The 12,332-nt window shown below is 53.6% G+C and carries 10 protein-coding genes and 1 pseudogene; 8 read left to right on the forward strand and 3 right to left on the reverse strand.

Annotated elements, in window-relative coordinates; all coding sequences use genetic code 11:
• The first annotated feature begins 5 nt into the window (after positions 1 to 5).
• The 3 genes and pseudogenes from VQ071_RS13440 to VQ071_RS13450 all read left to right on the forward strand — a co-directional run bounded on the left by VQ071_RS13440 (position 6) and on the right by VQ071_RS13450 (position 2,039).
• Positions 6 to 649, forward strand: a pseudogene (locus VQ071_RS13440) (DUF2306 domain-containing protein).
• A 122-nt stretch (positions 650 to 771) separates the two neighbouring features.
• A complete protein-coding gene (locus VQ071_RS13445; RefSeq protein WP_340514521.1) occupies positions 772 to 1,362 on the forward strand; it encodes a TetR/AcrR family transcriptional regulator in 591 nt (196 codons plus the stop codon).
• A 239-nt stretch (positions 1,363 to 1,601) separates the two neighbouring features.
• Complete coding sequence (locus VQ071_RS13450) at positions 1,602 to 2,039, forward strand: DoxX family protein (protein ID WP_340514522.1); 438 nt, start codon at positions 1,602 to 1,604, stop codon at positions 2,037 to 2,039.
• 61 nt (positions 2,040 to 2,100) lie between these two features.
• Here VQ071_RS13450 and VQ071_RS13455 read toward each other — a convergent pair whose 3' ends face one another.
• Together VQ071_RS13455 and VQ071_RS13460 are read right to left on the reverse strand one after the other, a co-directional pair.
• The gene (locus tag VQ071_RS13455; RefSeq protein WP_340514523.1) at positions 2,101 to 2,634 is read right to left on the reverse strand and encodes a GNAT family N-acetyltransferase; all 534 of its coding nucleotides are present in this window, start codon (positions 2,632 to 2,634) and stop codon (positions 2,101 to 2,103) included.
• A 21-nt stretch (positions 2,635 to 2,655) separates the two neighbouring features.
• The gene (locus VQ071_RS13460; RefSeq protein WP_340514524.1) at positions 2,656 to 3,354 is read right to left on the reverse strand and encodes a TVP38/TMEM64 family protein; all 699 of its coding nucleotides are present in this window, start codon (positions 3,352 to 3,354) and stop codon (positions 2,656 to 2,658) included.
• A 174-nt stretch (positions 3,355 to 3,528) separates the two neighbouring features.
• Here VQ071_RS13460 and VQ071_RS13465 point away from each other — a divergent pair, with 174 nt between their 5' ends.
• Both VQ071_RS13465 and VQ071_RS13470 read left to right on the forward strand, forming a co-directional pair.
• Positions 3,529 to 4,341 (forward strand): MerR family transcriptional regulator, encoded by an 813-nt coding sequence (locus VQ071_RS13465; RefSeq protein ID WP_340514606.1) that lies wholly within the window; start codon positions 3,529 to 3,531, stop codon positions 4,339 to 4,341.
• Positions 4,334 to 5,155 carry an aminotransferase-like domain-containing protein gene (locus VQ071_RS13470; protein ID WP_340514525.1) on the forward strand — a complete coding sequence of 274 codons (822 nt, stop codon included), beginning with the start codon at positions 4,334 to 4,336 and terminating at the stop codon, positions 5,153 to 5,155. Before VQ071_RS13465 ends, VQ071_RS13470 begins: the two co-directional genes overlap by 8 nt.
• Positions 5,156 to 5,205: 50 nt before the next feature.
• Here VQ071_RS13470 and VQ071_RS13475 read toward each other — a convergent pair whose 3' ends face one another.
• Positions 5,206 to 5,391, reverse strand: coding sequence for an aspartyl-phosphate phosphatase Spo0E family protein (locus VQ071_RS13475; RefSeq protein WP_340514527.1), 186 nt, complete (start codon positions 5,389 to 5,391; stop codon positions 5,206 to 5,208).
• Positions 5,392 to 5,603: 212 nt separating this feature from the next.
• Here VQ071_RS13475 and VQ071_RS13480 point away from each other — a divergent pair, with 212 nt between their 5' ends.
• The 3 genes from VQ071_RS13480 (at position 5,604) to VQ071_RS13490 (ending at position 12,328) form a co-directional block, all read left to right on the forward strand.
• A complete protein-coding gene (locus VQ071_RS13480) occupies positions 5,604 to 5,933 on the forward strand; it encodes a helix-turn-helix domain-containing protein (RefSeq protein WP_340514528.1) in 330 nt (109 codons plus the stop codon).
• A 128-nt stretch (positions 5,934 to 6,061) separates the two neighbouring features.
• Positions 6,062 to 8,632, forward strand: a complete 2,571-nt coding sequence (locus tag VQ071_RS13485; protein ID WP_340514607.1) for a LuxR C-terminal-related transcriptional regulator — start codon at positions 6,062 to 6,064, stop codon at positions 8,630 to 8,632.
• Between the two features lie 120 nt (positions 8,633 to 8,752).
• On the forward strand, positions 8,753 to 12,328 hold the full coding sequence (locus VQ071_RS13490; RefSeq protein WP_340514529.1) for an S-layer homology domain-containing protein: 3,576 nt from the start codon (positions 8,753 to 8,755) through the stop codon (positions 12,326 to 12,328).
• Positions 12,329 to 12,332: the final 4 nt, after the last annotated feature.

Genomic DNA, 12,332 nt, shown 5'->3' on the forward strand with positions numbered 1-12,332 from the left:
GTCGTATGAAAAAACGTCCATTATGGTTCGGGCTGCTGGTCTGCGTCAGCCTTGCATTTATCGTATATGCCCTGGCAAAAAATGATTTGCTCGAACCGGGAGCCGAGCGCTTCCTCAGTCATAAGACCGATCTGAAGCGCGCGCTTAACCTGCCGGTCTGGCTGAACGTCATGCACGTTCATGTCGCCCTCGCCTGCACCGCTATGGCGGCCGGACTGATCAACTTCTCCAGCCGGCTCTTCGCGAAGAGCCGCAAGCTCCATCGCGCGAACGGCTACGTCTATCTGCTGTCCGTCCTAATCGTTGTGCTGACCTCCGGCTATATGGCGCCATACGCCACAGGAGCCGGGCGGTCAGCATGGGCTTCAATGCGCTGAATATACTCTGGCTGTCGATCACCGTCATGGCGCTATTCCAGATCAAAAGGAAACATATCGTTCGCCACCGGAACTGGATGATTCGCAGCTACGCGTTCTGCTTCACGAACATGGCGATTCATCTGATTGCATCGGCGGCAAGCGGCGGATTCGGGCTCGAATACGCGTCCGGCTACACGATCGGCGTCTACGGCTCCATCGTGCTGCTGCTGGCGATACCGAACATCGTCATCCGCCTGATCGGTTCGGCGGGCGATGCTGTTCAAGCATAGCTGATGCGAGTGCCGCCCGGCCTGACAGAAAGCTCAGGTCGGTTTTCTCATTTCTATTTACAAACCGATGGTCGGTTTATATAATATGATTATACAATATCAGACAGGAGACGCCGACACCGATGAAACAGGAAGATCGCAGGCAGCAAACGAAAAGCCTCCTGCTCGACGCCGCCATACAGCTGATTCAAGAAAAGGGATGCGCCTCGATCACCATGAAGGACATGATGGACAAATCGGGACTATCCAAGGGGGCGATATTCCACTATGTGAAGAGCAAGGACGAGATTTTTGTCTGGGTGCTGCAGGAGAGGCTGGAAGACACGAACAACCGGTTTATGAACGAAGTGGAGCAAGGACACCGCTCTTTCGACGAGCCGATGGTGAAAATATCGGAGAGCATCTCCGCATACGAAAATGCGGATGTAACGAACAAGGTGCTGATGTACTTGCTGGGAAAAGAGGAGGAACCGATTGTCGCGGACGCGCTCAAACGATATTATGAGCGGTCGGTATCGCTATCCGAGCAGTGGATTAGAACAGGGCAGCAGCATGGCGTCATTCCCGAGGCGGTCGATGCCGGCAAAACAGCCGAAATGTTTGTTCTGCTGACCTTCGGTCTGCGCGTACGCGCCTCGATTCCGGATGTATCGGCCGCTTATACGGCGCAGGATTTCTCGTCTTTCATTACAGCGCTTCTGAAGGCCCGATGAGTCGCGCAGAACGAAAGGTTTGTTCTCTATGAATAGCTGATTGACGCTCCACCTGATCGGCTTCCTGATCAGCATCGGCAATATCGTCACGGCTGCCGTCATGCCGGCACGATCTCCGCTGCGTACCGGAGCGCTACCCGTTCATGGGCGATCTGCGGCGTCGTCGCTACGCTATTGCCGATTGTCATCTTGTATCTCACGGTAACGAAAGGCTTCTAGGACGAAAGGAGAAAAACAGGATGATCCCCTTTTATGCGCTTGTCGCCGCATTTGTACTTTTCAAGGCGCTTGGTCTAGTCGGCGTGTCCTACTTCGAAGGCTGGCATACACCGTTGCAGGGCGCGGTGGCCGTCATGCTGCTCCTCGCCGCATCCGCCCATTGGGGGAGCAGACGTCCCGACCTGGTTCGCATGGTACCGAAGGCGTTTCCGAAGCCGGATTGGATCGTTACGGCGACAGGACTGCTGGAGATCGCCGGCGCTATCGGTATTCTGATCTCTGCCACTTCCCGCCCGGCATCCATTTGTCTGGTGCTGCTGTTCCTCGCCATGTTCCCTGCCAATGTCCGCGCGGCCCGGACAGCGCTGACGATCGGCGGACGCCCCGTTCCGAGGCTGCTCCCTCGCACCCTCATTCAGCTTGTCTTTATTGCGGCGGTTTTCTGGGCCGGCTCGTAAATGATGCCCCTGCTTCCCGTATGCAATCATCTCTCCGGCGATAGGCATGCCTCTTCATGCTTCACCGGGCAAGCCACTCTCTCTTTAACAACGCATATTGGCAGGTGTTTTCGTATTTGGGCGTCCCGTCCTCATATTTAGTAAAAGAAATAAATTCGATAAAACAGCCTTCCTTGCGCATGCCTAATTTTTCACACAGCCTTTGCGATCTTACGTTGTCGTCCTCGACATATGCATACAGCCTGCGGGCTTCCTTTTGCATAAACAGATAATGCAGCAAAGCCTCCGCGCTTTCACGGGCATATCCCATTCCCTCATATCGGGCATTGAAGTTCCATCCGACGCTATACGTATCAGGCTCCTCATGCATATAAAACAGCTCTCCGATGAGCGCATTGCTTTCCTTCAGGCAGACTGCAAGATAGGAATGCTCGTCGCTTCTTTTTTGCAGCTTGAGAGCCGCTTCCTCCAATGTCGGCGTTTTGTCGCTCAGGAAGCAATTCACTCGGGGATGAGCCGCATATTCCAAAAATTCCGGAGCGTCCGCCGCGGCAAAATTTCGCAGCCTCAATCGATTCGTTTCAATAATTGGCATGGGTAGTTCCTCGCTTTCGATTCATGGCAGTTTTTCCTTCTCCGATTTTGAGAATAGTTCAAGCCATTTATTTTTGTAAAAGTAACCGATACCGAACGTTACGACAGAGATGCCGGCGATCAAGATCGCGACGCCATACTGTTCTTGGTGAAGGCTAGTCCCAATCACAACGGAGGCTATCAGCCATGGCAGCCGGCCAACCAGCAGCAAAGTGAAAAAGCGTATAGCGCCGATCGGCGTCAACGCGGCAAGATAGATCAGCAGATCCTTGGGCAGGCCCGGAATAATGAAAAAGATAAATAAAAATACAGACAGCTTTTTTTCATTTTTCAAAACAGCCGTCCACTTGTAGCTCTTATTTTCCAGCAAGCGTTCAATCCAGGAACGGCCGATCAGCCGCGTGAAATAAAAAGCCATTGCTGCGCCCAGCAGCATGCCGATCGTGGTATAAATCGTTCCAAGACTTACACCATAAATGTAGCCTCCGGCAATTTGCACGACTTCTCCCGGAATCGGGGCCACGACAACCTGCACAATCTGGAAAAGCACGAACATGACAGGTCCCCAGTTTCCTGAGGCTCGAATAAAGTCTCTGAATTTATCCATTGACGATAATATTTCTAAAATGGCGGGGGCATAACGAATAAATAGCAAGATCGACAACCCGGCTAACAGAAGTAAAACGATTTTAAGCAGGCGGCCTTTTTTTGGTATTGTCATATATAACTGCTCCTTGGGTTCTGCCATCCAGCAGGCTGTACGTTCCCGATTGTGCGATCGCTTCGGCTCACGCAGAGTTGGCAATGGATGTATCAATAGCTGTATCATAAACTGTATGGCAACTATACAGTCAATACATTTTGTGCAGGGGAGGCCGTCATGCATCATACCGATATGCTGTCCATTAGCGCTTTTTCCAAAATATCGGACATTCCGCGCAAAACGCTGATTTATTACGACCGTATCGGTTTGTTCAAGCCGGCACTGGTGGCCGCCAACGGCTATCGCTATTACCATCGCAGCCAGCTGGAGACGATCGGCGTGATTCATGTTTTCAAAGAGCTCGGCATGCCGCTGGAGGAAATTCGAAAGCATCTGGCCCATCGTACCCCCGCCCGGTCGCTTGAGCTGCTGCGCAAGCAGGAGGAGATGATCCGTTTGCAGATGGCCAAGCTCGAACGAACGCGGCAAATGCTCAGCATACAGGCAGAGCGGATCGAGCATTCGATTCATGTAAGCACAGACCAGATGACGGTGATCCGGCAAGCCGGCATACCTATACTGCTGAGCTGCCGCGTGCATGCAGCCAAGGACCACATTCCCGAAGCTCTTTGGGATGATTTTCAGATGCGTCTGGAAAAAGAAAATGCGCCACTCGGATATCCGAATGGCGTTATCATTAAAAGGGAGGATCTGCTGAGGAGAGACGGAGATACGGTGTCCCATATGTTCAGCCGCATGACAACCTATACCGAGGAGCAGCACTATATGCCGGAGGGCTGTTACTTGGTATCGTACACCAGGGCGGATTATGGCGCTACCGATAAAATCTATCCGCAAATTTTTGATCACATAGCGGAAAAACAATATGCCGTAATCGGCGATGCTTACGAGGAGTACATGCAGGATGAGATGTCGCTGCAAAATCCGGAGGAGTATCTGGTCAGAATTATGGTGCATATTGAGGAACCGGCGAGCGTTGAATGAAAAATTTTTCGAATGCAGCCAGCTGTCCCGACGGCGATCCGACGGCGCCAAGCTTCGGCAGTCGCGACCGCACGCGGCGTCCGTATGTTTAACCAAAAAACCAAAAGTGGTCTATACGATTCCCACATTCCATAATCCGACAGGTACGGTTTTAAGCGAAGCCAGAAGAATGGATTTATTGGAGCTGGCGCAGAGGAACGGATTTCTTATTGTCGAGGACGACTCATGGAATGAGATCTATTTTGATAATCTTCTGCCCCCGCCTACGATTAAATCCTTGGATCGTGGCGGCCATGTTATTTATTTAAAAGGGTTCAGCAAAGCGTTGGCTCCCGGTTGTAAAACGGGGGCGCTGGTTGCAAATGGGACCGTTCTTCAGCGATTGTTAACCTCAAAGTCTTGCGCCGACCTGGGCAGTCCGCTTTTAACACAAAAAGCGTTGATTCCATTTTTGACTTCAACCCGAATGCATACACATCTGGAAAAGTTGCGCATTGCCCTTGAAATGAGAAGAGAGAGAACAATCGCACTGCTAGATAAATATGCACCTGAAGGCGTTACGTGGATAACGCCCAAGGGCGGCCTGAACATTTGGGTATCTTTGCCCGGTAATGGAAACACCGACGAGCTGCTATTAAAGGCACAGCAGTCCAATATATCATTTTTGCCCGGTTCGGCATGTTACCCGGGTGAGCCACAGTACAATCATCTGAGAATCAGCTTTTCCTATTTAGAGGATCAAAAACTTGAAGAAGGCATGATTGAGCTTTGCAGGATGATGGGATTGTATTTTCGTAAAATGAGGCCAAGCTAATCACTCAGGACACGTCGTCCAGGCGACGCTGGATGACAGTAATCCGCTCGTCACTGGTCTAACTTCAGCTTATATGCCGATTTTCCGTGTAATCGGACAATGAGTTCATCCACTTTTCTGCTTTGGGCCTGAAGCGCATCGTTCTCGGACAACGGAATCCCCTGAGCCAGAGATTCAGCTCCAAGACGATTGAGCTTTTGTTTTTCCATTTCGATCTGCTCTGTCCATTCCTTCATGCAAATCTCTCCGTTCCAGCCCAAATATTCATGCAATATTCAGCCATGCCAGATGGGGTATCTGATGGGGTATCTGTCGAGCCGCATCTGGAAATACTGAAAACAAAATACCCTGATAACTATTAAAAACAGTAACTTTAAAACTCATTAAAGTCAATTATAAACTCCACCATAATAGGAACTAAAAACTCCGGCTTGATGAGGGCATACACATGTACGATAAAAAAGCCGTAGGCGAACGTGTACGAACAAGAAGAAAAGCTCTGGATATCTCTCAGGAACAATTCGCAGAACGGATAGGCCGCGTACCTAAATTCTGCGCAGACATCGAACGCGGCCAAACAGGGATGTCCATCGAAACGATGCTGAGTATTTGTTCTCTGTTAAAGCTTTCTCCCGATCAACTTCTCTTTGGATCTTCGAAGCAGCCGACTAACAGTAATGAAACGGAACTTATTAACGATGCCTTGAATCAATGTACAGAAAAGCAACGCAAGGATGCCTTCGCTCTGTTGAAGTTATTTCTCGCTGCAATTCGTTAAAACCTTTCGACGTCCGGACGCCTGCAGCGCGTGAATGCAGGCATTTGTTAGCGTTTTGTCGAATTGATTGAATGGCAACGACTTGAAGCGACAGACTTCGCAGCGGAGGTTTATAGCCCGTGCATACCATGATTTTATCCAAGCTGAATATTCCATTGCCCACCTCGCAAATCGTACCGCGTCCCGGCCTGATCTCGCAATTGAATGAAGGCTTGCAGCGCAAAGCGACCTTTGTCACAGCGCCTGCCGGCTACGGTAAAACGACGCTGACCGCCGCCTGGGCAAGGCAGCTGACATTGCCGGTCGCATGGCTGTCGCTGGACGCAAAGGATAACGACGCCGTTCGCTTTTGGCATTATGTCAATAAAGCGATCGAGCAAGCGCTGGGCAGCTTGTCCGACACAACCCAATCCGCAGCCGCCTCCCTCAGTCCCGGGAGCTGCGAGCTCTTCCTTGCCGCATTGATTAACGAATTGAACGGTCTATCGGAGCGGCTGGTGCTGGTATTCGATGATTGGCATGAGATCGCGGACCCGCATATTCAATCGTCCATCGCTTTTTTTCTGGAGTACTTGCCGCCGCTTGTGCATATTTGCTTTGTGAGCCGCACCGGCCCTCAATGGACGAGAGCGAGATGGAGCGGCCGGGATTGGACCAATGAGCTCCATATCGATCAATTGCGCTTCGATCTTCGGGAGACGACGGATTTTTTTCAAGTCAGCATGGACCGCCGCATGCCGGGGGAACAGGTGGAGCGAATCTGGAACCGAACGGAAGGCTGGGTAACCGGGCTCAGGCTTGCGGCCCTGTCGATGCGCTATCGTCTGAAGGAACCGGATTTCGGCGGCAAGCTGTCCGGAGCCGGCGGCAAGATCGAGCAATATTTGCTGGAGGAAGTTTTTTCGGCACTGGACGAGGCAAGCCAACTTTTTCTGATGAACGTATCGATACTCAAAAAGCTGACCGGACCTCTATGCGATGCCTTGCTGGACAAGCAGGCAAGCGCGGAGAAGCTGAAGGAACTGGCTAGCGCTAATCTCTTTCTCGTACCGCTGGATGAACAAGGGGACTGGTATCGGTTCCATCCGTTGTTTGGAGAGTTTCTGCAAAAACGGCAGCATCGCCACGCGCCAGACCGGACGAGCAGTCTGTATCATGCCGCGGCAGCATGGTGCGAGTCGCAAGGCTTCGAGGAAGACGCGATCGATTATTACATCGCAGGGCAGCACTATACGGAAGCCTTGCGCCTGCTTGAGCAGATGAGAAACCTGATGATTCGCAGAGAATTTTCCACACTTCGGGTATGGTTGTCCGCGATTCCCGAAGCGCTTCTTCAGGAGCATCATTACCTGTACTTCTCCTACATCTATTCGCTGCTATGGGACAATGAGCCCGATCTGGCCGAGAAATACTTGCAGCTGGCGGAACGGTACTATGCGTCGGCTTCGGTCTGCTGGGAGCCGGAAGTCAACAATCGCTATCTGGGCAACTTGTATTACGTGAGGAATTTCAAGGCGACCCAATACGATATGGATGTAATGAAAGGTCTGGAATATATTCGCCTTTCGCTGCAGCACAACCCATCCGGCACGGATCTTATTTTTGCCGCTCCGCAAATGCCGCTGATTCCTTCCGTGTACCGATCCTACAATGGCAAACGCGGCAGGCATCTGCCCAGTGAAGTGGCAGAACCGTTTTTCAGCAGCATGATCGAATTTATGGCGACGATGGGTTTGCAGGAGGCTGTGACGGTATGTTATGGAGAATGGCTGTACGAACGCAATGAATTGGATCGGGCGGAGCCTTACTTGCGGGCGGGACTCCGCGAACAGCTTCAGATCACGTATCAGCCGGAGAAGGTTTACGTCCCCGCTTGCCTGTTCCTGTCGCGATTAAGCAGAGCCAGACAGGACTGGGCACAGGCGGAGCACTGGTTGGCCAAGGCTAAGCAGTATGCCGAGCACGATCGAGCGGAGACGGCGTTCATCCTCATCGATGCGCAGCGGGCCGCGCTGCGCTTGGACATGGGGGATTCATCGGCGGCCGGCGAATGGTTGGCACGCTATCAGGTGTCGGCTGACGATCCGATATCGGTGCATCAGCTGTTCGTTTACACCTTTCTGCTGAACGTATTGTCGGAGAGCGGGATGTACAAGGAGGCGTGGGCGCTATCGGAGAAGCTGCTGGCCGTCGCGATCAAGGACCACCGCCCGATGGATGCCTTGGATGTCCAGATCCTGCAGGCCGTCCTGCTGCGGCGCATGAGCAAGCCGGAGCAAGCGGTGCTCAAGCTGGAAGAAGCGCTCCAGCTGGCGGAGCCCGATTTTTATATCCGCGTATTTGTGGACAAAGGTAAGCCCGTCGCAGAGCTGTTGACGGAATACATCCATTTGCGGCAGAAAGGAAATATTCGCGACAAGCGCAGCCCCTCGCTCGCCTACGTGCGACGTATTTTAGCCAGCTATGGAGACGGAACCGCTGCGCCTCGCCCTGCGGAGATGTTGCTGGAGACGCTGCTGACCAAGCGGGAGCTCGACATCTTCCGCTGCATGGCAGAAGGCTTGGATAATCTCGCGATCGCAGAAGCTCTCGGGATCGGGATGGGCACCGTCAAGACGCATATTAATCACATTTATACCAAGCTTCAGGTGACCAACCGGATAGAAGCCATCAATCAGGGCAAAGCCATGCAGGGATAAGGCAGCTTCTATAACCCGTGCTATAACCAGCGGTAGATTCCATCTCCCCCATTACCATTTATACTTTACGTTGATCGTAACGTAGAGATCAGTTCATCTGGAAGTGGGAGGATTTTGAAGATGCAGCGTTTTTCTATTTTTTTAATCGCGATGCTCCTGTATGCCGTGGCAGGTCAGACCGGATCGTTGGCCCCTGTAGCGCATGCCGCTGCCGACCCGGCGCCGCCCGAAGCGGACGGTTGGGTGCGGGTGTTCACTGCGGAGCAGCTTGCCTATATCGATGAGCATCAATCGTTATATTTGTCGCGCAGCATTCAATTGATGAACGATATCGATATGTCCGGCTATCATTGGATTCCTTTTGGCGGGAACGGGGAATCAAGCTTTAGCGGCACCTTTGACGGAAGAGGTTACCGGGTCTCGGGTGTTCGGATTCCGATCGCCTCCCTGCAATATGTCGGCTTCTTCGGCGAATCCTCCGGCGTTGTCAGAAATGTCGGCGTCGTCGTAGATATTGCGGGCGGCACATTCACCAGTGACGGAAATACCGCCACCGGCGGCCTGATCGGGGAACTCAGTGGCGGCAGTGTCGATCATTGCTACGTTCAGGGAAAAGTAGTCGGCGTCAATGCGACGACGGGGCTTGGCGGCATCAGCGGCATAACGGGGGGAATGGTGGGGGAAGCACAAAATTCTGCGATTACGAACTCCTTTTCCACCGCAACCGTAATCGGCGGAAATGGTCCAAATAAGATAAGCGGCGGACTGGTAGGTGCGCTAGGGAACGGCACGATCAGCAATGTTTATGCAAGAGGAGACGTCGCCAATCCGGTAGACCAATACGTTGACACAGGCGGGGTCGCTGGTTTTATCGTTAATGGAGACATGGATACAGGCTATGCGACGGGGAAAGTAAGCTTGCAGGGCTCCGGGTATCAGGGGGGAGTTGTGGGCGGTACTTTTATCAGAGCCGATATTCGGAAGTCCTATTTCGATACCGAAGCAACAGGACAATCGGACGGCATCGGCTTTTTCTTTGGAGGGACGGACGAAGTGTTCGGCCATACGACAGCTCGGATGAAGCAGCAATCGACCTATTCGGGCTGGGACTTCGTGCGCACTTGGGCGATACATCCGAGCGTGAACGACGGTTATCCGTATCTGCGGCCGGCGATTCTGACAGCTGCATTGCCGAACGGCAATAAGGATGCTCCCTACACCCTCACGCTCACCGGATTCGATGGCGCCTCGGGCGGTTTGACCTGGCAGGCGACCGGTCTCCCGGCAGGCTTGAACCTGGACGCCACCGGTGTGCTGCAAGGCACGCCCCGGCAATCCGGCAGCTTCACGATCGAGCTGACGGCTACGGATGCCGGCCAGGCCAGCGCTGCGGCAGCGCTCCAGCTCGTCGTCAGGGAAGCGGCCCCCGACATGCATGCCTTCCAGATCGGCCCGGGGAGCGCGGTCGGCACCACGAAGGTGACAGCCGTGCCCGGTCAGCCCAATCATTCATTCGCTTACAGACTGAGCAGTCTCGGCAATACGAGGCCATTGGCCGGGGATGCTCTGCCTGCCGAAGCGACGATGTATACGTTAGGATCGGATATGCCCCATGTTCAAGCGGGCCAGTATCTGGCTGTCTATGAAGTGGATGCGGATCGCCTCATTCAGGCATGGCACACCGTCCAGCTGACGGATGCCGACATCTTGTCGGCCATCCCTGCCGGGCTGCAGGCAAGCGCCGGGGAAGAGACAATCAATCTGTCATGGGAACCGCTGAGGGGCGTGGACGCCTACCGGATCTACACGTATGAAGGCAACGATAGGCCGGCTGATCCTCATGATTGGACGCTTGTCAATGATAATGAAGTGACGGAAGCAGCCTATGCCGTTAACCATTTAGCCGCAGGAAAACGATATTGGTTTGCGGTGACATCGGTAACACAGGGAGAGGAAAGCGGATTTTCCACGCCTGCAGCCGCCATCCCCTATACAACCGTAACCGAGGTTGTACCTCCGGAGGACATCAAGGTCGGCAAAGGGATCGCACTCGATGATTTGAAGCGGCACTTTCCAGAGCAAGTCCGGGTGCATATAAAAAACCAGTCTTCCTTGGATGTCAATGTGAATTGGGATTGGGCGCATACCGACTATGATCCGGATCGAGCGGGCACATACAAGGTGGCTGGTCAATTGCAGCTGCCGGAGCATGTTCGCAATCCGGAAGCACTGCAAGCAGCGCTAAGCGTCGTCGTACTCAAAAATACAAATGCGCGATTAAACGGCATTTACCTGGACGATACGCCGCTCCGGGGGTTTCAGTCCGATATTTTTACCTATACCCTTGATGTGCCATATGATACAGAGCGATTGACGGTCACGGCGACAACCTATGATGCAGCGGCAGCCTATGAAGTGGTCGGCGGCAGCGTTCAACCGCTTGCGGTCGGGAATAATTCAATAAAAATGCTTGTCACGGCAGAAGATCAGCTGGAACAAACGACCTACACGATCAACGTGAAGCGTAAACCGGACAGCGAAGCGCCGCGTTGGCCGGACGGCAGCGAGCTGACGATAGCGGCTGCAACACCGACGACAGCGAAGCTGTCTTGGCCGAGCGCGACGGATAATGCGGGCGTGAGCGGCTATCGGATCTATGTCGACGACCACGAACGCGAAACGGTAAGCGGCAGCGTCTATGGAGCCACCGTCCAAGAGCTGACGGACAATACGACGTATACGTTCAAGATTGTGGCGTTCGATGCGGCGGGCAACGACAGCGCAGCGCTCAGCGGACGAGCCACGACAGCCCGCTCGTCGGCCGGTGGCGGGTACGCATTATCCGGCAACGCCAACCTGGCGGATCTGCAAGTATGGGGAGCGGTCCAACCATTGAAGCTGAGCCCGTCGTTCGCCCCGGGAACGACGGCATATACAGCGCAGACGGAAGCTGATCAGGTCTCAATCGTGGCGACAGCAGCAGATGCCAGGTCTAGCGTGAATTTGAACGGCAGCGTCCTTACAGACAGCATCAAAGTCGATCTAACGGATGGCGATAATCTGCTCGTATTGACCGTGCACGCGGAGAACGGCACCCAGCAGGCATATAAGCTGATTATTCATCGAGAGCCTGCTAAGCCGGCTGCCCCGCTCGTTGAATTTGCCGACATTGGCGGACACTGGGCCGAAGACAGCATCAAGCAAGCGGTGGCGAAAAAAATCGTCGGCGGGTATCCGAACGGAACGTTCAAGCCCGACAACGCGGTCACGCGCGCGGAGTTTACAGTTATGCTGGTAGGCGCTCTGAGCCTGGACGGACAAGGCGCTCCGTTGCCGTTCACAGACAACGGGCAGATCGGTCAGTGGGCCAAACGGGCGGTCGCGCTCACCCTGCAAATGGAAATCGTCGATGGGTACGAGGACGGGAGCTTCCGGCCGGACAAGCGGATTACGCGCGCGGAGATGGCGTCCATGATTGCCAGAGCATTAAAGCTGCCTCGCAGCGTAAATACGACAACCGGCTTCGCGGATGACGAAGATATTCCGGCGTGGGCCAGGGACGCAGTCGAAGCCATTCGCAAGCTCGGTATCGCGAACGGCCGCGGCGGCAACAAATTTGTTCCGAACGACACGGCCACGCGTTCGGAAGCGGTCGTGATGCTGCTCAAAATGCTGGAGCTACTGGAGCAAAAATAGATTT

It is taken from the genome of Cohnella sp. 56, assembly GCF_037963805.1.
In the GTDB taxonomy this organism is placed as follows: Bacteria; Bacillota; Bacilli; order Paenibacillales; family Paenibacillaceae; genus Cohnella.